Consider the following 19,573-nt stretch of genomic DNA (forward strand, 5'->3'; position numbering starts at 1 on the left):
GTTAAGGTGGACCCCCCTCCCCAACCTCCAGCGTGCCTGTGCGAGTTCTCATCGTCGACGATCACACCCTGGTTCGCGCCGGCCTGGCGCGGCTGCTGCAGGGGTTTGCCGACGTGCAGCTCGTCGCCGAGGCCAGCAATGCCGAACAGGCACTGCAGATGGCCCTGCAGCACGCACCGGACGTGGTGTTGATGGACCTGTCGCTGCCCGGCCGCACCGGCCTGGAAGCGCTGAGCGACATCCGCCTGCGCGCACCCGGCACGCGCATCGTGATGATGACCATGCACGACGACGCTGCCCACGTGCGCGACGCCCTGGATCGGGGTGCCGTCGGTTTCGTGGTCAAGGATGCCGCACCGCAGGAGCTGGAACTGGCGCTGCGTGCCGCGCATGCCGGCCAGGTATTCCTGAGCCCGCAGATCTCGGCCAAGATGCTGGCGCCGATGCTCGGTCGCGAAAAGCCGACCGGCATTGCCGCACTGTCGCCGCGCCAGCGCGAGATCCTTCGCCGCATCGGCAAGGGCGAGAGCAACAAGGAAATCGCGGCCGATCTTGGCATCAGCGTCAAGACGGTGGAGACCCATCGCGCACGCATGATGGAATCGCTCGGTTGCCGTCGCGCCAATGATCTGCTGCTGCTGGCCGCGCGCCACCAGCACGAACTGGAATGACGTCCCCGCGTCGGCGCTAACGCCGCAGCGCCACTGGCAGGGCCGGCGCCGAAATACCGTCACCCACACGCATCCCGACGGGATTCCGTTCAGCACGCACGACCTGCCGCCATGGCCGATGACCACGAATCAATGACTTGGCGCGCATGATCGTCAAAATCCCGCGTTAGCGTAGGGGTTTTCCCTACACGGTGTCGGGAACACCACCAACACCCTCAGGAACCCCCCGATTCCGCCCTTGCCGGATCAAAAGCAAGATGTGTTCCACAAGGCGTCGGGGAGCGGCGCCGGGGAACCACGATGAAGGCTGCACTTTCGACCCAGCTGGGCCAACAACTTCACCTCACCCCGCAGTTGCTGCAGTCGATCCGGCTGCTGCAGCTCGACGGCCTGCACCTGGAACAGGAAATCCAGCGCCTGCTGGACTCCAATCCGCTGCTGGAAATCGAAGACGCCGAAGCGCCCGCCGCCGAAGCTACCGATCCGGCCACCACCACGCTGGATACGGCCGCGTTCGACGAACTGCCCGAATCCTCGATGTGGGAGGTGTCCGGCGCCAACTGGCAGGACGGCGACGACGACCGCATGGCGCGCATCGCCGCTGGCGAGTCGAGCGACCCGCAGCTGCGCGTGCTGCAGCGCCTGGCGCTGGACCTGGACGAGCACGAACTGGCCGTGGCCGCCTTCTGGCTGGAACACTGCGACGATGCCGGCTACCTGCAGGCACCGCTGGCGCAGCTGCAGCTGCTGGCCAGCGCGCAGTTCGACATCGATGCCGACGGCGTTGAAGCTGTCCGCCAGCACCTGCTGCAGGGCGAGCCGGCCGGCATGGCCGCGCAGGACCTGCGCGAATCGCTGCTGGCCCAGCTGTGCAGCCTGCACGGCGTGGTGCCGGCCCGGCATCTGGCTGCGCGCATCCTGCAGGGCGCGCTCGATGCCTTGGCCGCGCACGACTACCCCGCCCTCGCCCGTCAGCACGATGCCGAGATCGAGGACGTGCGCGAAGCCGTCCGCCTGATCCTGTCGCTGCAGCCGCGCCCGGGCGACAGCCTGCTGCCCGAGCGCAATGCAGTGGTGGTGCCGGACGTGGTCGCCTGGCACGCCGACGAACAATGGAAGGTGGCGCTGAACCCGGCCACCAGTCGCAGGGTGTCGATCAACAGCCAGTACGAACAGGCTCTGGCTGACAGCGGTGAGGCGGCCCCGGCACTGCGCGAGATGCTGCAGGAGGCACGCTGGTTCAGCCGCGGCCTGTCGATGCGTTACGACACCCTGCTGCGCACCGCGCGGGTGATCGTCGAGCGCCAGGCAGCCTTCCTGGTGCGTGGCGAGGAAGCCATGGCACCGCTGACCCTGAAGGAAGTGGCCGAAGAAATCGGCATGCACGAATCCACCGTTTCGCGCATCACCACCGGCAAGTACCTGCAGACCCCGCGCGGCACCTTCGAACTCAAGCACTTCTTCGCCGTGCGCCTGGAAGGGGCCAGTGTGTCCGGCCAAGCGGTCAAGGCCATGGTCCGCCGCCTGATCGACGCCGAACCGGCCGGACGCCCGCTGGCGGACGAGGCCATCGCTGGCCTGCTGTCCCGTCAAGGGGTGAACATTGCCCGTCGAACCGTCGCAAAATACCGCGAACAACTGGATATCGCCCCGGCCCGCGAACGGCGCCGGGTCAACGCCAGGCAACCGCAGCTGGCCCGGGTGGGCTGAAAAGGATGTTGGACATGAACAAGCTCACAGTTCTGCTGGTCGATGACCACGAGGGCTTCATCAACGCGGCCATGCGCCACTTCCGCAAGATCGACTGGCTGCAGATCGTCGGCAGCGCCGGCAACGGCCTGGAAGCGATCGAACGCTCGGAAAGCCTGCGCCCGCAGGTGGTATTGATGGATCTGGCGATGCCGGAAATGGGCGGCCTGCAGGCCACCCGCCTGATCAAGTCGCAGGATGATGCCCCGTACATCGTGATCGCCAGCCACTTCGATGACGTCGAGCATCGCGAGCACGCACTGCGCGCCGGCGCCGACAACTTCGTCAGCAAGCTGTCCTACATCCAGGAAGTCATGCCGATCCTGGAAGGCCTCAGGGAGGAACGGTCGTGAGCGAATCGCGCATCCTGGTACTGGACAACGACGCGGTGCGTGCCGAGCGCACCGTGGCCCTGCTGGAATTCATGGACTTCAACCCGCGCTGGGTTTCCGACGCGGCCGATTTCGACCTGACGCGCCAGCGCCAGAACGACTGGATGGCGGTGATCGTCGGCAGCCTGGACGACAGTGCCGCCAGCACCGCCCTGTACGCCTGGCTGGGGGGCAGCAGCCTGCCGCCGCCGGTGCTGCTGGCCGACGGTGACGCGACTGCGTTCGCGCAGCGGCATGGCCTGCACGAAGCCAACATCTGGCCGCTGGAAGCACCGCTGCGTCACGCACAGATGGAAGCCCTGCTGCGCCGCGCCAGCCTCAAGCGCCTGGATGCCGAACACCAGGCCGGTGCCGTGCAGGACCAGGGACCGACCGGCAACGGTCCGGCGGTCAGCGGACTGCGCACGATGATCGAGCAGGTCGCCGCGTTCGACACCACCGTGCTGGTGCTGGGCGAATCGGGCACCGGCAAGGAAGTGGTCTCGCGCAGCATCCACCAGCGCTCGCCGCGCCGCGATGGCCCGTTCGTGGCGATCAACTGCGGCGCGATTCCGGCCGAACTGCTGGAAAGCGAGCTGTTCGGCCACGAAAAGGGCGCCTTCACCGGCGCGCTGACCGCACGCAAGGGCCGTTTCGAAATGGCCGAGGGCGGCACCCTGCTGCTCGATGAGATCGGCGACATGAGCCTGCCGATGCAGGTCAAGCTGCTGCGCGTGCTGCAGGAGCGCAGCTTCGAGCGCGTCGGCGGCAACCAGACCATCCGCTGCAACGTGCGGGTGATCGCCGCAACCCATCGCGACCTGGAAAGCCGCATTGCCGATGGCAAGTTCCGCGAGGACCTGTTCTATCGCCTCAACGTGTTCCCGATCGATGTGCCGGCCCTGCGCGAACGTCGCGAAGACCTGCCGGCGCTGGTGGAAACCATCGCCACCCAGCTGGCCCGCACCGGCCGCGGCGAAGTGCGCTTCACCCCGGAAGCGCTGCAGGCGCTGGCCGGCTACGAGTGGCCGGGCAACGTGCGCGAACTGACCAACCTGGTCGAGCGCCTGGCCGTGTTGCACCCAGGTGGCTCGGTGCGCGTGCAGGACCTGCCGGCACGCTACCGCGGCGACGCCGCGCTGGCCGTACCCGCTGTGGTCGCGGCCGCTCCGGTGGTCGCCAGCGAAGAACGCCTGGACCTGCGCAGCTTCTCGTTCCACACCCCGGGCAGCGGCAACCAGCCGTCACTCGAGCATGGCATCGCCGTCAACCGCGCCGCAGCGCCGGCCGCGTTGCCGGACGACGGCCTGGACCTGCGCAACCACATGGCCAACATCGAACTGGGCCTGATCAACGAAGCACTGGAACGCACCCAGGGCGTGGTTGCCCACGCCGCCCAGCTGCTCGGCCTGCGCCGCACCACCCTGGTGGAAAAGCTGCGCAAGTACGGCATCGAACGCGAAGCGGCCGAACTGGCCAGCTGACACGCGTCACCAGCATGAAGGGGGCACGAACGCCTGGGCTTGCCCGGGCGTTGGTGTTTGTTGAGCTGCTGTATGGCGTCAGTAGATCCACGCGATGCGTGGATGAGGAATTCAGCCGGCGGACTGCGTTTGCAACTTCTCCTAAAGGCACCTGCGAAACATATCGGTAGCCTTGTCCGTATGAAGACCGCAATCAGACCGGCGACGCTGGACTTCATGGCGATAAGCCAGGAAGAGATCAACCACTCCGTTCTGCTGTTCGAAGCACAGCGGCTTTCTGACCGTCTTGAGCCATATGCCAACAACAACACGATGTTCCGTTCGAGCCTGAAGCGATGTGTGGTTGACGGTCGCAACCTGGCGATCTTTGGACGCGTCCTGGATGGACTCTTCTTCGTGGACCTCACGGATGGCTCCGCAGGGCTGCTTCCGATCGATTGCGAAACAACGCGGCAGTACTGCAATTCAGACTTGGAGAGCTTCGCAGCGTTCCATGTCGCGTTCATGGAAGCCATCCAACCTGCAATGAAAACCAACAGTGGCGTGACCGAGCGCGTTCTCATGGAGCTTGAGGCCGCGTTCCGCAAGCGCGATGCCAGTTCAATGGCGGACGAGAGCAGCTTTTGGTCCATGCGCCTCTACGAGCTATCGGAGGGGTTCTTTCCTCTTTCATCCGAGAAAGTGGAACTACACCGTTCGCTCGGGATCGATCTCTGCCATCCCTGGTAGCGCTTGACTGAAACACGCTCTCCAGGCACTGCCCCAAATGGGGTCAGATCCCTTACCTCCGGAAAGGGGTCTGCCCCATTGCATCTAAAGAACCCCGAAAATTCCTGATGAGCTTGGAATTGAAAACATCTGAAGGTGACTCATGAGCCACGACATCAATAGGCACGTCGCGAGAGCCATTGTTGAGCTTGCTGTATTCCTTGAATTTTCGGGAGAGGATGCACTACATCCAGATGCCGCAATGCGGGGGCTTGAACAATTGGCTTCGACATTGCAAATGATGGACTGGGACTCCAGGTCATCTTTGTGCTCACTCTTTAAGAGCATCGCAATAGAGTATTCAAATGAGCAGGCGGAGTTTGTGGATAGCTTGGGCGAAGCGCTGGGGTTGATCGAGAAGTAGTTTACCCAGCAGTACGGCCCCCGTTTTGCTGACATGCAATGACTATGCATCACACTGACACCTACTTTGCGTCGGTGTTTTTGCACCCCGCCTAAACCATGATCGCCCTGACTACGCACATGGCCGAGATGGAGATGATCGAAGCTCCCCTCCCGCCGGCCCCGCCCGCAACACCCTGCTGCTGACCTGCCTGACCGACCACCAGGGCCGCTTCATCTACACCCAGCAAGACGGCCCCATCGCCCCACGCCAGCGCCAGAATTCCGGCCGCTGGACCCTGCAGCCATAGGCCAAAAAACCGACGCCGGTGAAATGACGCGTCACGCATCCCAAGCGCCATCCACCCATGCCGCGGATCAAGCGTGTCGACCAAGGTCGACACCTACCAAGCGCAGCGTGCCGACCAACGGTCAGCACCCACCAACAGCAGCAGGAACCTGTCGAAGGCGGGGTGGGTCCGGTTGCGGGGGTGTCCGCGGCATGGATGCCGCGGCCAAGCCCCCATGGACGGGTTTACGGCGTCCCCCGCAACCGGACCCACCCCGCCATCCCTCAGGAAACCCGCTTTGGCTGTTGCTGTTGAGGTTGCCGGCCAGCGGCCGGCACTACCGCGGGGCGCGGGGCACAACCCCGCAAAGCACCACCCCCTCACTTCACTGAACCGATCAGCCATTTCGGCACGGCACTTGCACTAGCTCCAGCAGACACCCCCATCCCTGTTTCTGGAACCGTTGCAGATGTCCCACTCCGTCACTTCGATCCTTTCCCAGATCCGCTCCTACCAGACCCAGGTGGGACAGCCCGCGCTCAACCCGCTGGCCGAAGCGCCGCGTAGCAATGCCCTGCCGGGTACGGTGCTGGATGCGCCGCAGGTCCAGCCTGCCAGCTTCACTGAAACCCTGCGCGGGGCCATCGCCGGCGTCAACGATGCGCAACAGAAATCCGGCGCGCTGGCCAAGGCCTTCGAACTGGGTGAACCCGGTGCCGACCTGGCCAAGGTGATGGTCGCCTCGCAGCAGTCCCAGATCGCCTTCCGCGCCACCGTGGAAGTCCGCAACCGTCTCGTCCAGGCCTACCAGGACGTGATGAACATGCCGCTGTAAGGATAGAACCGCATGGCCCTGTCGCTCTCCAAGGAATCCCTGAACGCCGAAAAGGCGGGCCAGTGGTTCGATCGGCTGCAAAGCCTGCAGATCACCCGTCGGCTCGGACTGATGGCGATGATCGCCGTGGCCGTCGCGGCCGGGCTGTTCGTGTTCTTCTGGTCGCAGAAGCCGGGCATGGTGCCGCTGTACACCGGCCTGGACCAGAAGGCCACCGCTGAAGCGACCGATCTGCTGCGTGCCGCACAGATTCCGTTCCAGCTGGACCCGGCCACCGGCGGCATCACCGTGCCGGAGAAGAACCTGCATGATGCCCGCCTGAAACTGGCGGGCTCGGGCCTGACCGACAGCGGCAAGCTCGGCTTCGAGCTGATGGAGCGCGACCCCGGTTTTGGTGTCAGCCAGTTCGTGGAAAGTGCGCGCTACCAGCACGCGCTGGAAACCGAACTGTCGCGCACCATCAACACGCTGCGCCCGGTGCGCGATTCGCGCGTGCACCTGGCCATTCCCAAGCCCAGTGCGTTCACCCGCCAGCGTGATGTGGCCAGTGCCTCGGTCACCCTTGAACTGCGTGGCGGCCAGCAGCTGGAACGCAGCCAGGTTGATGCGATCGTGCACATGGTTGCTGCAGCCATTCCCGATCTGGCGCCGGAACGCGTCACCGTGGTCGACCAGAGCGGTCGCATGCTCAGCGTCAGCGACCCCAACAGCGAAGCGGCCGTCAACGCTGCCCAGTTCGAACAGGTGCGCCGCCAGGAAACCTCGTTCAACCAGCGTATCCGCGAGCTGCTGGAACCGATGACCGGCCCCGGCCGGGTCAACCCCGAAGTCAGTGTCGACATGGACTTCTCGGTGACCGAGGAAGCGCGCGAGCTGTACAACGGCGAGCCGCAGAAGCTGCGCAGCGAGCAGATGAGCGAGAACACCAGCAGCACGCCGGGCCCGCAGGGCGTACCGGGTGCCACCAGCAACAGCCCGCCGGGCCAGGCCGCCGCACCGGCCACCGCGCAGGCACCGACCGAAAGCAGCAAGAACGCGACCCGCAACTACGAGCTGGACCGTACCCTGCAGCACACCCGCCAGCCGGCCGGCCGCATCAAGCGCGTGTCGGTGGCGGTGCTGGTGGACAACGTGCCGCGCGCCGGCGCCAACGGCAAGGTTGCACCGCAGCCGCTGTCGGCGGCCGAACTGACCCGGGTCGAGGCACTGGTCAAGCAGGCCGTCGGTTTCAGTGCCGAGCGTGGCGACACCGTGTCGGTGATGAATGCCCCGTTCGTGCGTGACACCACGCCGGTGGAACGCCCGGCCTGGTGGGAACTGCCGTGGGTGCACGATGCCGGCCGCATGCTGCTGGGTGCGCTGGTGGTGATGGCGTTGCTGTTCGGCGTGCTGCGCCCGGCACTGCGCGGCATCACCGGGCAGAACCGCAAGAACGAAGAACTGGCGCTGGAACCGCACACCGCGGACGTGCAGCTGGTCGATGACGATGGCACCCCGCTGCCGGCGCTGGGCGCCGACCGGGTCAGCCTGGGCGGGCCGGAAGCGCTGGCCCTGCCGGTGGATTCTTATGAGGAACGATTGCGGATGGCCCGTGAAGCCGTGAAGACCGACTCCAAGCGAGTGGCCCAGGTGGTCAAGGGCTGGGTGGCCAATGACTGAGGTCGCGCCCCTGACCGGCGTGCAGCGCGCCGCCGTCCTGCTGCTGTCGCTGGGTGAACTGGACGCGGCCGAAGTGCTGCGCCACATGGAGCCGAAGGAGGTGCAGAAGATCGGCATCGCCATGGCCACCATGTCCGACATCACCCGCGAACAGGTGGAACGGGTGATGGACCAGTTCAGCCAGGAACTGGGCTCGAAGACGTCGTTGGGCGTGGGCTCGGACGACTACATCCGCAACATGCTGGTGCAGGCGCTGGGCAGCGAGAAGGCCGGCAACCTGATCGACCGCATCCTGCTGGGCCGCAACACCACCGGCCTGGACGCACTGAAGTGGATGGACCCGCGTGCGGTGGCCGACCTGGTGCGCAACGAGCATCCGCAGATCATCGCCATCGTGATGGCGCACCTGGAAACCGACCAGGCTGCCGACGCGCTGAAGCTGCTGCCCGAGCGCACCCGCGTGGACGTGCTGCTGCGCATCGCCACCCTCGACGGCATTCCGCCCAATGCGCTGAACGAACTCAACGAAATCATGGAACGCCAGTTCGCCGGCAACCAGAACCTGAAGTCGTCCAACATCGGCGGCGTGCAGTGCGCGGCCAACATCCTCAACTTCATGGACAGCGGCCAGGACCAGGCGATCCTGGGCGAGATCGCGCGCATCGACGCACCGCTGAGTGGCCGCATCCAGGACCTGATGTTCGTGTTCGACGACCTGGTGGACCTGGACGACCGCGAGATGCAGCTGGTGCTGCGCGAGGTCAGCGGCGAACGACTGGGCCTGGCCCTGCGCGGTGCCGACATCAAGGTGCGCGACAAGATCACCCGCAACATGTCCCAGCGTGCAGCCGAGATCCTGCTGGAAGACATGGAAGCGCGCGGCCCGGTACGCCTGTCCGACGTGGAAGTGGCGCAGCGCGAGATCCTGGCCATCGTCAAGCGCATGGCCGATGAGGGCACTGTCACCATCGGCGGCAGCGCGGAGGCGATGCTGTGAGCAACGTCGTGCGCTGGCTTGCCCCGGACCTGCTGGCCCAGCCCGAACCGGTGCTGGACCAGGACGAGGCCTTCGAACTCACCGAGCCGGACCCGGAGCATGAGCCCGAGCCGCCGCTGCAGCTGCCGACCCTGGAGGAAATCCAGGCGATCCAGGACAGCGCCGAGAAGGAAGGTTTCGACCAGGGCCATGCCGATGGCTTCAGCCAGGGCCAGGCCGAAGTGCGCCGCTTGGTCGCGCAGATCGAGGGCATCCTCGACAACTTCGGCCGGCCGCTGGCACGCCTGGAAAATGAAGTGGTCGGCGCCCTCGGCGAACTGGCGGTACGCATTGCCGGTGCGCTGGTAGGCCGTGCCTACGAGGCCGATCCGGCGCTGCTGGGACAACTGGTCGGCGAGGCGATTGACGCCGTCGGCGGCAGCAACCGCGAGGTGGAAGTGCGCCTGCACCCCGATGACATCACCGCCCTCGCCCCGTTGCTGACCCTGTCGCCGCAGCAGCGCCTGGTGCCTGACACCAGCCTGAGCCGTGGCGACCTGCGCGTGCATGCCGAAGCGGTACGCATCGACGGCACCCTGGAAGCCCGCCTGCGCGGCGCGCTGGACGCCGTGATCCGCCAGACCGGAGCCATCGCATGAACACAAATACCGCTTCGCAGCCGTCGCCGCCGGCCGACTGGGCCGTTGCCCGCAACCTGCGCCTGGCCAACCGACTCGACGGCCTGAAGGTCGACACCGCGCACGGTCGCGGGCTGATCCGCGAAGGCGTGCTGCGGCGGGCGGTCGGCCTGACCCTGGAAGCGGTCGGCTGCGAAGCGCCGCTCGGCGCCAGCTGCAAGGTGGAAGTGGTTGACGGCGGCTGGGTCGATGCCGAAGTGGTCGGCTTCGCCGGCGAACGCACCTACCTGATGCCCAGTGCCGAACTGCACGGGCTGCTACCGAATGCGCGAGTGGTGCCCTCGGCACGTCGTGGCGGCGTGGAAGTGGGCGAAGGCCTGCTCGGCCGTGTCATCGACAGCGATGGCGTACCGCTGGATGGCAAGGGCCCGATCCGCGCTGAAGGCCACGTCGGCATGGCCGGCGTTTCGATCAATCCGCTGGCGCGCGAACCGATCACCCAGCCGCTGGACGTGGGCGTGCGCGCGATCAACGCGCTGCTGCCGATCGGCCGCGGCCAGCGTGTGGGCCTGTTCGCCGGCTCCGGCGTCGGCAAGTCGACGTTGCTGGGCATGATGACCCGCTACACCGCCGCCGACGTGATCGTGGTCGGCCTGATCGGCGAGCGTGGCCGCGAAGTACGCGATTTCGTTGAAAGCACCTTGGGCGAGGAAGGCCTGCGCCGCGCGGTGGTGGTGGCCAGCCCGGCCGACCGGCCGCCGCTGGCCCGCCTGCATGGCGCCTACCGCGCCACGGCCATCGCCGAATGGTTCCGCGACCAGGGCCTGAACGTCCTGCTGCTGATGGATTCGCTGACCCGCTTCGCGCAGGCGCAGCGCGAGATCGGCCTGTCGGTGGGCGAGCCGCCCACCACGCGCGGCTATCCGCCATCGGTGTTCGCCAAGCTGCCGGCACTGGTGGAACGTGCAGGCAACGGCGCCAAGGGGCGCGGTTCGATCACCGCCTTCTACACCGTGCTGACCGAAGGCGACGATCCGCAGGATCCGATCGCCGATGCAGCGCGCGCGATTCTTGACGGCCACATCCTGCTCTCGCGCCGGGTGGCCGACAGCGGCCTGTACCCGGCCATCGACGTGGAATCGTCGGTCAGCCGCGTGGTCACGGAAATCGCCGACGAACCGTGGCGTCTGCGCATCCGCAAGTTGAAACGGCTGGTCTCGGCCTACTCGGCCAACCGCGACCTGATCGCCATCGGCGCCTATCAGCGCGGCAACGACGCGGCGACCGATGAAGCCCTTGAGCGCTGGCCGGAAATCATGGAATTCCTCGGCCAGGATGTGGCCAAGGCCGCAGATCTACCGCACAGCCAGGCGGCATTGCAGCGCCTGGTGGAACAAGAGAACGAGAGGCTGACATGATCCAGTCCAAGCGCATCGACCCCCTGCTGAAGCGGGCCCAGGAACACGAGGACGCGGTCGCCCGCGACCTGGCCGAACGCCAGAACGTGCTCGACACCCATCTGTCGCGCCTGGACGAACTGCGGCGCTACGCCGAGGAGTACGCCAACGCGCAGATGGCCGCGACCAGCCCGGCGCAGCTGTTGAACCGGCGCGCATTCCTGGACAGGCTGGACAGCGCGGTGGAACAGCAGCAGCAGACCGTCAACGGCAACCTCGAAAAAGTGGAGGCCGAACGCGCGCGCCTGATCCTGGCCAGCCGTGACAAGGCCGTGCTGGAGCAGCTGGCCGCCAGCTACCGCGCGCAGGAAAAAGTGGTGACCGACCGCCGCGACCAGCGCGAGATGGATGACATCGGCGCACGCCGCGCGCGCCTGGCACAGACCGAAGACCAGGACGATGGCGAGCAGGGAGGCCGGTCGTGATGCCCTCCCCGTTGAGCAGCAACGCCAGCGCACCGACGCCCGGCGGCAGTGGCAATGCCGGCAGCGCACGTGCCTCGCGCAGCGATTCCGGCAAGGATTTCGGCCAGATGCTGCAGGGCGGCAGCGCCTCGACCGGCACGCCCGCTACCGCCACAAACGCCAGCAATCCGGCAACACCGGCCAACGCTGCAACACCAGCCGACGGCAACCCGGGCAAGGCGACGCCGCGGCCGACCGACGGCGAAGCAGCCGCCACGGACGCCAGCACATCGACACCTGCTGTACCGGCAACGTCGGCTGCCAGCGACGACAAGGACACCCCGGCCAACGCGGACGACGCGCCCTGGCCGCCACTCGGATTGGCCGGCCTGATGCTGGCCGTGCCCACCGGCGTCGATCCGGCGCCTGTGCTGCCGCCGCCAGCGGCCAGCGATGCCGAAGGTGGCGCGCTGCCCTCCGCTGCACTGGCACCCGCGGCCGCCGCAGTGGCGACCAACGCGAGCCAGGGCGCGGCAGCGCCGGCCGCCAGCGCTCCGGCATCCGCTGCCGGCGATGATGAGGCCAGTGGCCTGCCGTTGCCGGAGCTGGTGATGGGTGGCAAGGCATTGGATCGTGCCGACGACGGTGACAGCCTGCAGATCGGCGACCGCGCACCTCCGGCGCCGCTGCAGCCCCCCCTGCCCGCCGCCCTGCAGGACCTGAAGGCCGCACTGGCCAGCAATGCCGTCTTCAATGGCGAACCGACTCCGAAGCCGGTGCTGGGCGATGATGGTTTCGACCAGGCCATCGGCGCGCGCATCGGCTGGCTGGCCGACCAGAAGATCGGCCATGCCCACATCCGCCTCAATCCGGAAGACCTGGGGCCGGTGGACGTGCGCCTGCAGATGAACGGTGACAAGGTCCATGCCAGCTTCAGCAGCCCGCATGTGGATGTACGCCAGGCGCTGGAAAGCAGCCTGCCGCGCCTGCGTGAACTGCTGGGCGAGCAGGGCTTCCAGCTGGCCCATGCCGATGTCGGCCAGCAGCACAGTGGCGACGGCACTCCGGGCAGCCCGGCGGGCGGCGGCGGTCGTGGTGGTGACGGAGAACCGTCACTGGGCGACACCACGGTGTCGGCGTCGCAGCTGATCCGCCAGCGCGGGTTGTTGGACGCGTACGCCTGACAGTGCGTGCCGACCAAGGTCGGCACCTGGCAGTACACGGGTAGCGCGGGCCATGCCCGGCGGATTCCCGACATTCCGCCGGGCATGGCCCGGCGCTGCCGATATGAACACCCGACGGAATTCCGTCACCGCCCTCCCCGGCCGCTCCGGCACACCCCTTGCATATCCCGGTGAAGCAACCCTCAGGAGCTTCACCCCGTGGCCGCAGCCGCTGACAAAACCAAGAAGACCGCCGACAAGGACAAGACCGCCAAGCCGCGCAGTCCGATCCTGATCACCGCCCTGGTCGCCGTACTGGCCGCCGGTGCCGCCGGTGGCGGCGTCTGGTTCTTCACCCAGTCCAAGCACGAAGACAAGACCGCGCAGGCGCCGAAGAAGACCACCACCCCGGCCCCGGCCCAGTACTTCGCGCTGGAACCGGCATTCGTGGTCAACCTCAACGGCTCGATCGACGGCCCGCGCTACCTGCAGGTGGAAGTGCAGCTGATGACCCGCGATCCGGCCGCGCTGGAAGCGATCAAGACCCATGCCCCGGCCATCCGCGCGCGCCTGCTGATGCTGTTCTCGCAGGTCAGCCCGCAGCAGATCGCCGACATCGCCGGCAAGCAGAAGCTGCAGGCCGATTCGCTGGCCGAAGTGCAGAAGGTGCTGAAGGCCGAGACCGGCAGCAACGGTGCCGACGACCTGCTGTTCACCAGCTTCGTGACCCAGTAAGGGCTCCCCGATGAATGACCTGCTGTCCCAGGATGAGATCGATGCCCTGTTGCATGGCGTGGACAGTGGCGCGGTCGAAACCGAGCCGGACGCCCCCAGTGGCGAAGCACGCTCCTACGATTTTGCCAGCCAGGACCGCATCATCCGCGGTCGCATGCCGACCCTGGAAATGGTCCACGAGCGCTTTGCGCGCCTGTGGCGGATCGGCCTGTTCAACCTGATCCGGCGTTCGGCCGAACTGTCCGTGCGCGGCATCGAGCTGATCAAGTTCAACGACTACATGCACTCGCTGTATGTGCCGACCAACCTGAACCTGATCCGCTTCAAGCCACTGCGCGGTACCGGCCTGATCGTGTTCGAACCGACCCTGGTGTTCGCCATCGTCGACAACTTCTTCGGCGGCGACGGGCGCTACCCGACGCGTATCGAAGGCCGCGAGTTCACCGCCACCGAAATGCGGGTGATCCACCTGCTGCTGAAGCAGACCTTCGCCGACCTGCGTGAAGCGTGGGCACCGGTGATGGACGTGGAATTCGAGTACATCAACTCGGAGATCAACCCGCACTTCGCCAACATCGTGACGCCGCGCGAATACGTGGTGGTGTGCCGCCTGCATGTCGAACTCGACGGCGGTGGCGGTGACATCCACGTGACCCTGCCCTACTCGATGCTGGAGCCGATCCGCGAACTGCTCGACGCCGGCATCCAGAGCGACCGCAACGACCGCGACGAGAGCTGGGGCCGCACCCTGCGCGAGCAGCTCAACGTGGCCGAAGTCACCCTGTCCAGCGTACTGGCCAGCAAGCGCATGACCCTGCGCGACCTGACCCGGCTGAAGGTCGGCGACATCCTGCCGATCGACCTGAGCCCGCAGGTGCCGCTGTGCGTGGAGAACATCCCGGTGTTCACCGGTGAGTTCGGCGTCGCCAACGGCATGAACGCCGTAAAGATCACCGCTACCCATCCGCCGGGCACCCGTCCGCGCGTACCCGTCATCCAGGAAGACCCGCAATGAACGATATCGACGCCCTCGAACCGACCCCGGCCCAGTTCAGCAACCTGCAGGCCGATGAAGCGACCGGCCCGGATTTGAACCTGGACGTGATCCTCGATGTGCCGGTGACGCTGTCACTGGAAGTCGGCCGCGCCCGCCTGCCGATCCGCAACCTGCTGCAGCTCAACCAGGGTTCGGTGGTTGAGCTGGAACGGGGTGCCGGCGAATCGCTGGACGTGTTCGTCAACGGCACGCTGATCGCCCATGGCGAAGTGGTGGTGATCAACGACCGCTTCGGCGTGCGCCTGACCGATGTGGTCAGCCCGAGCGAGCGGATCCGGAGACTGCGTTGAGCCTGCTCGCCACCACTCTGGCCGTCGCCAAGACGGCCCCGCAGATCGGCCAGCATGCGCCGGCCGCACCGAGCCTGTTCGGTGCGGTGCTGGCCCTGCTGGCAGTGCTGGCCCTGGTCATCGGCCTGGGCTGGCTGCTCAAGCGCCTGCCCGGCAGCGGCTTCCGCCCGGCCGAGGGCATGAAGCTGGTGGCGAGCCTGAATGTCGGCGCCAAGGAACGCGTGGTGGTGGTCGAGGTCAATGGTCAGCAACTGCTGTTGGGCGTCACCGCCGGCGGCATCAACGCCCTGCACACCCTGCCCGAACCGCTGCCACCGCCTGCGCCGGTACGCGTACCCGACCTGAAGAACCTGCCGAATTTCGCCCAGCTGCTGCAACAGCGGCTGCGCAAGGACCCCTGACATGCGTGTGACCCGTTCCCGTCTTGCCACCCTGCTGCCGTGGCTGAGCCTGATCGCCCTGTGCCTGCTGCCTGCGTTGGCGTTCGCCGCCCCGGGCGCGCCGACCACGCCGCTGCCGGACATCAACGTCGGCAAGATCGGCGGTGCGCCGGTCAGCCTGCCGTTGCAGACACTGCTGTTGATGACGGCGATCACCCTGATCCCGTCGATGCTGCTGGTGCTGACCTCCTTCACCCGCATCATCATCGTGCTGGGCCTGCTGCGGCAGGCGCTGGGCACCGGCCAGACGCCTTCCAACCAGGTCCTGCTGGGCCTGGCCCTGTTCCTCACCGCGATGATCATGCTGCCGACCTGGGACAAGGCCTGGAGCACCGGCATGGCGCCGTACCTCAATGGCGAGATCGACTTCCAGACTGCCTGGACGCTGACCACCACGCCGCTGCGCGCCTTCATGCTGGCGCAGATCCGCGAGACCGACCTGATGACCTTCGCCGGCATCGCCGGTCACGGCACCTACGCCAGCCCTGATGCGATTCCGTTCCCGGTGCTGGTCGCGTCGTTCGTCACCAGCGAACTGAAGACCGCCTTCGAGATCGGCTTCCTGATCTTCATCCCGTTCGTGATCATCGACCTGGTCGTGGCCAGCGTGCTGATGTCGATGGGCATGATGATGCTGTCGCCGATGCTGGTCTCTGCGCCGTTCAAGATCCTGCTGTTCGTGCTGGTCGATGGTTGGGTGCTGACCGTCGGCACGCTGGCGGCCAGCTTCAATCCGGCCTGATCCGAAGGTCAGCCGAGCATGGCTCGGCTCTACAGAGGCGACGCCGGTCAATACCGGCTGCCGCATTGACCACCGCCGGGCATGGCCCGGCGCTACCGATGGAACCATGATGTCTCCCGAACTTGCCTTGACCGAACTGCGTGGTGGCCTGATTACCGTGCTCTGGGTGGCCGGCCCGCTGCTGCTGACCGTACTGGTGGTCGGCGTGGTGGTGGGCGTGGTGCAGGCGGCGACCCAGCTCAACGAGCCGACCATCGCCTTCGTTGCCAAGGCCGCGGCCCTCACAGCGGTGTTGTTTGCACTGGGCAGCCTGCTGATCGGCCATCTGGTCGAATTCACCACGCTGCTGTTCCAGCGCATCCCGCACCTGATCGGCTAGACGGACGCGCACGCAGATGGACGCCGCCACCCAGATGGCTGCCGACGGCCTGAACGCCTTCGGCATGATCGGCACCGTGCTGTGGACCATGCTGCGCATCGGCGCAGTGGCCATGGCAATGCCGATGATCGGTACCCGCGCGGTGCCCGGCCGGGTGCGGGTGATGCTGGCCGGTACCCTGGCCATCGCGTTGGCGCCGCTGCTGCCGCCGGTACCGGACTGGACCGGCTTCGACGCCGCTACCGTGCTGACCATCGCCCGCGAGCTGGCGATCGGCGTGGCCATCGGTTTCATGCTGCGGCTGGTGTTCGAGGCTGGTGCCATGGCAGGCGAACTGGTCGCCCAGGGCACCGGCCTGGCGTTTGCGCAGATGAGCGACCCGCTGCGCGGCGGCACCTCCGGTGTCATCGGCCAGTGGTTCTATCTGCTCTTCGGCCTGCTGTTCTTCACCGCCAACGGCCACCTGGCGCTGATCTCGCTGGTGGTGGACAGCTACCGCGCCCTGCCCATCGGCGCGCCCCTGCCCGACCCGCACGCGTTCTTCAGCATCGCCCCGACCTTCCTGCTGACCGTGCTGCGTGGCGCGCTGACCCTGGCCATCCCGCTGACCGTGGCGATGCTGGCGGTCAACCTGGCCTTCGGCGTGCTGGCCCGCGCCGCGCCGGCGTTGAATCCGATCCAGCTGGGCCTGCCGGTCTCGCTGCTGCTGGGCCTGTTCCTGCTGACCCTGCTGGTCGGTGAAATGGGGCCGCCGGTGCAGCGCCTGTTCGATGCTGCCTTCCAGGCGGCCGGTGCGGTGACCCGCTGACGTGGTCGTCACGTTCTGCTGCTTGCCGTCCCCCCCGGTGCCCGCGTTAGAGTGAATGCGCAGCGACCGGGGGGACGCTGCAACCGGCGGCTCTGGTCGCCCGCCTTGCGCATGCCCCACCGTAGTTTTTCCGTTGACAGGCAGGTCCGGGAGACTGACGAATGCTGGTAGGCACGTACAACCCGTGGCTGGTGGCGACCTCATTGCTGGTTGCAGTGATGGCGTCCTACACCGCACTGGCGATGGCCGGGCGCACCGTCACCGCGCCCGGCAAGGGCGCGACCTGGTGGTGGCGCCTGGGCGGCGGCTTTGCGATGGGGCTGGGCATCTGGTCGATGCACTTCATCGGCATGCTCGCCTTCGACCTGCCCATTCCACTGGGCTACGACCTGCCCATCACCCTGCTGTCGCTGGCACTGGCAATCGGCTCGTCGGTGTTCGCGCTCTGGCTGGTATCGCTGCGCACCCTGCCCCATCCTCGCCTGGCCGGCGGTGCGCTGCTGATGGGCAGCGGCATCGCCAGCATGCACTACGTGGGCATGGCCGCGATGCGCATGCAACCGGGCATCGACTACCAGCCGGTGTGGCTGCTGCTGTCGCTGCTGGTCGCTGTGGCCGCGTCGTGGACTGCCTTGTACGTGGCCTTCCGCCTGCGCGCACAGCACACCCGCATCGGCGACCGCCTGGCCGCCGCCGGCCTGCTTGGCCTGGCCATCGTCGGCATGCACTACACCGGCATGGCTGCCGCCCGTTTCCCCGAGGGCAGCGTCTGCGGCGCAGCGGTGGGCGATGGCCTGCAGAACAACTGGCTGGCGATGCTGGTGGTGGTGCTGACCGTGGCGATCCTGGCGGTGGTGCTGGTGGTGTCCTGGCTGGACCAGCGGGTGGAGGCGCAGCTGTTGCGCCTGCGCAATTCGCTGCTCAGCACCTCGTTGACCGACGCCCAGCAGGAACTGACCCAGGCCGCGCTGCACGACCCGCTCACCCGCCTGCCGAACCGGCTGCTGCTGCAGCGGCGCATCCTGCAGGCGCTGGCCGAGGCCGAACAGGGCGGCAGCCGCTTCGCGGTGATGTTCATGGACCTGGATGGCTTCAAGCAGGTCAACGATGCCTATGGCCACCAGGCCGGCGATGCGCTGCTGGTGGCCGTGGCAGAACGCACCCGCCAGCTGCTGCGGCCGCACGACATGCTGGCACGGCTGGGCGGCGACGAATTCGTGCTGGTGGTGCGCATCGAACAGGACGAGGACCTGCCGACCCTGGCCCGGCGCATCCTGCAGGCGGTGGGCAGCGGCCCGCTGCTGCCGGACCACGAGCTGCAGGTGAGCGCCAGCATCGGCATCGCGATCTGCCCCGACCATGCCGCCAGCGAACGCCAGCTGATGGCCTTCGCCGATGCAGCGATGTACCAGGCCAAGGAGTCGGGCCGCAATGCGTTCGTGCTGTTCGCCGACTGGATGAACGACAGCGCCGAGCAGCAGTTCCGCCTACTGGCCGACCTGCGCCGCGCGATCGGCAGCGAGCAGCTGTTCCTGCATTACCAGCCGAAGATCCGCGTGGCTACGCAGAAGGTGGCTGGTGCCGAAGCGCTCATCCGCTGGCGTCATCCGGAACAGGGCCTGATTCCGCCGGACCGCTTCATCCGCCTGGCCGAGCGCAGTGGCGCGATCAACGAGATCGGCCGCTGGGCGCTGGACCAGGCCTGCCAGCAGCTGCGCCACTGGCACGATGCCGGCCACGAAGGCTGGACGATGTCGGTGAACCTGTCACCGGTGCAGTTCAGTTCGCCGCACCTGCTGCAGGACGTGCGCGAGGTGATCGAGCGCTACGCGATCGCCCCGCGCAACTTGGTGCTGGAGATCACCGAAAGCACGGTGATGCGCGATACCGATACCAGCCTGCGCCTGCTGCAGAGCTTCTCCGCCCTGGGCGTGGGCATCTCCATCGATGATTTCGGCACCGGCTACTCCAGCCTGCTGTACCTCAAGCGCCTGCCGGCCACCGAAATCAAGATCGACCACGCATTCGTGCGCGACCTGGAACACAGCGCCGAAGACGTGGTGATCGTGTCGGCCATCGTTGCGCTGGGCCATGCGCTGGACATGGACATCGTGGCCGAGGGCGTGGAGACCGCCGCGCAGCGCGCCTACCTGGAACGGCTGGGCTGCGACTACCTGCAGGGCTTCCTGCTGGGCCGGCCAGTGGACGCGGCCCGCTTCATGCAGCTGCACGACCTGCCGCGGCCACGGGTGGAACTGGCGCAGAGCCCGCAGGACCGGCCCCCGAGGTAGCGCCGGGCCATGCCCGGCGGATGC

General features: G+C 67.0%; 21 protein-coding genes. All 21 read left to right on the plus strand.

What is annotated here, in order from left to right; all coding sequences use genetic code 11:
* Positions 1–38: 38 nt before the first annotated feature.
* Positions 39–671, plus strand: coding sequence for a response regulator (locus ABIA73_RS02460; protein WP_025879002.1), 633 nt, complete (start codon positions 39–41; stop codon positions 669–671).
* A gap of 300 nt (positions 672–971) precedes the next feature.
* Positions 972–2,381, plus strand: coding sequence for an RNA polymerase factor sigma-54 (gene rpoN / locus ABIA73_RS02465; protein ID WP_080148826.1), 1,410 nt, complete (start codon positions 972–974; stop codon positions 2,379–2,381).
* Between the two features lie 14 nt (positions 2,382–2,395).
* Positions 2,396–2,773, plus strand: a complete 378-nt coding sequence (locus ABIA73_RS02470) for a response regulator (RefSeq protein ID WP_025879000.1) — start codon at positions 2,396–2,398, stop codon at positions 2,771–2,773.
* Positions 2,770–4,275 carry a sigma 54-interacting transcriptional regulator gene (locus tag ABIA73_RS02475; protein WP_309908906.1) on the plus strand — a complete coding sequence of 502 codons (1,506 nt, stop codon included), beginning with the start codon at positions 2,770–2,772 and terminating at the stop codon, positions 4,273–4,275. The genes ABIA73_RS02470 and ABIA73_RS02475 overlap by 4 nt, the downstream gene beginning before the upstream one ends.
* A gap of 180 nt (positions 4,276–4,455) precedes the next feature.
* Entirely contained in the window at positions 4,456–5,004 is a 549-nt protein-coding gene (locus ABIA73_RS02480; protein WP_354275384.1) for an SUKH-4 family immunity protein, read from the plus strand.
* Positions 5,005–5,146: 142 nt separating this feature from the next.
* Positions 5,147–5,407: a hypothetical protein gene (locus tag ABIA73_RS02485; RefSeq protein WP_354275385.1), complete on the plus strand. Its 261-nt coding sequence runs from the start codon at positions 5,147–5,149 to the stop codon at positions 5,405–5,407.
* A gap of 737 nt (positions 5,408–6,144) precedes the next feature.
* Complete coding sequence (fliE, locus tag ABIA73_RS02490) at positions 6,145–6,510, plus strand: flagellar hook-basal body complex protein FliE (RefSeq protein ID WP_025878997.1); 366 nt, start codon at positions 6,145–6,147, stop codon at positions 6,508–6,510.
* Positions 6,511–6,522: 12 nt separating this feature from the next.
* Positions 6,523–8,169: a flagellar basal-body MS-ring/collar protein FliF gene (gene fliF, locus ABIA73_RS02495; protein ID WP_354275386.1), complete on the plus strand. Its 1,647-nt coding sequence runs from the start codon at positions 6,523–6,525 to the stop codon at positions 8,167–8,169.
* Between the two features lie 10 nt (positions 8,170–8,179).
* Positions 8,180–9,166: a flagellar motor switch protein FliG gene (fliG, locus tag ABIA73_RS02500; protein ID WP_025878995.1), complete on the plus strand. Its 987-nt coding sequence runs from the start codon at positions 8,180–8,182 to the stop codon at positions 9,164–9,166.
* Positions 9,163–9,804: a FliH/SctL family protein gene (locus ABIA73_RS02505; protein WP_099842431.1), complete on the plus strand. Its 642-nt coding sequence runs from the start codon at positions 9,163–9,165 to the stop codon at positions 9,802–9,804. The genes fliG and ABIA73_RS02505 overlap by 4 nt, the downstream gene beginning before the upstream one ends.
* Positions 9,801–11,201: a FliI/YscN family ATPase gene (locus ABIA73_RS02510; RefSeq protein ID WP_025878993.1), complete on the plus strand. Its 1,401-nt coding sequence runs from the start codon at positions 9,801–9,803 to the stop codon at positions 11,199–11,201. The genes ABIA73_RS02505 and ABIA73_RS02510 overlap by 4 nt, the downstream gene beginning before the upstream one ends.
* Positions 11,198–11,665, plus strand: coding sequence for a flagellar export protein FliJ (gene fliJ, locus ABIA73_RS02515; protein ID WP_025878992.1), 468 nt, complete (start codon positions 11,198–11,200; stop codon positions 11,663–11,665). Before ABIA73_RS02510 ends, fliJ begins: the two co-directional genes overlap by 4 nt.
* Positions 11,665–12,828: a flagellar hook-length control protein FliK gene (locus ABIA73_RS02520; protein WP_354275400.1), complete on the plus strand. Its 1,164-nt coding sequence runs from the start codon at positions 11,665–11,667 to the stop codon at positions 12,826–12,828. The genes fliJ and ABIA73_RS02520 overlap by 1 nt, the downstream gene beginning before the upstream one ends.
* A 198-nt stretch (positions 12,829–13,026) precedes the next feature.
* Entirely contained in the window at positions 13,027–13,542 is a 516-nt protein-coding gene (locus ABIA73_RS02525) for a flagellar basal body-associated FliL family protein (RefSeq protein ID WP_025878990.1), read from the plus strand.
* A gap of 10 nt (positions 13,543–13,552) precedes the next feature.
* On the plus strand, positions 13,553–14,557 hold the full coding sequence (fliM, locus tag ABIA73_RS02530) for a flagellar motor switch protein FliM (RefSeq protein ID WP_025878989.1): 1,005 nt from the start codon (positions 13,553–13,555) through the stop codon (positions 14,555–14,557).
* Positions 14,554–14,889 carry a flagellar motor switch protein FliN gene (gene fliN / locus ABIA73_RS02535; protein ID WP_025878988.1) on the plus strand — a complete coding sequence of 112 codons (336 nt, stop codon included), beginning with the start codon at positions 14,554–14,556 and terminating at the stop codon, positions 14,887–14,889. Before fliM ends, fliN begins: the two co-directional genes overlap by 4 nt.
* On the plus strand, positions 14,886–15,290 hold the full coding sequence (gene fliO, locus ABIA73_RS02540; protein ID WP_033831039.1) for a flagellar biosynthetic protein FliO: 405 nt from the start codon (positions 14,886–14,888) through the stop codon (positions 15,288–15,290). The genes fliN and fliO overlap by 4 nt, the downstream gene beginning before the upstream one ends.
* A gap of 1 nt (position 15,291) precedes the next feature.
* On the plus strand, positions 15,292–16,071 hold the full coding sequence (gene fliP / locus ABIA73_RS02545; RefSeq protein WP_025878986.1) for a flagellar type III secretion system pore protein FliP: 780 nt from the start codon (positions 15,292–15,294) through the stop codon (positions 16,069–16,071).
* A 109-nt stretch (positions 16,072–16,180) separates the two neighbouring features.
* Entirely contained in the window at positions 16,181–16,450 is a 270-nt protein-coding gene (locus tag ABIA73_RS02550) for a flagellar biosynthetic protein FliQ (protein WP_005413254.1), read from the plus strand.
* Positions 16,451–16,466: 16 nt separating this feature from the next.
* Complete coding sequence (gene fliR / locus ABIA73_RS02555; RefSeq protein WP_032974840.1) at positions 16,467–17,258, plus strand: flagellar biosynthetic protein FliR; 792 nt, start codon at positions 16,467–16,469, stop codon at positions 17,256–17,258.
* A gap of 161 nt (positions 17,259–17,419) precedes the next feature.
* The gene (locus tag ABIA73_RS02560) at positions 17,420–19,549 is read left to right on the plus strand and encodes a putative bifunctional diguanylate cyclase/phosphodiesterase (protein ID WP_354275387.1); all 2,130 of its coding nucleotides are present in this window, start codon (positions 17,420–17,422) and stop codon (positions 19,547–19,549) included.
* Positions 19,550–19,573: the final 24 nt, after the last annotated feature.

It is taken from the genome of Stenotrophomonas sp. 2694 (assembly GCF_040548715.1).
Taxonomy (GTDB): Bacteria; Pseudomonadota; Gammaproteobacteria; order Xanthomonadales; family Xanthomonadaceae; genus Stenotrophomonas; species Stenotrophomonas indicatrix.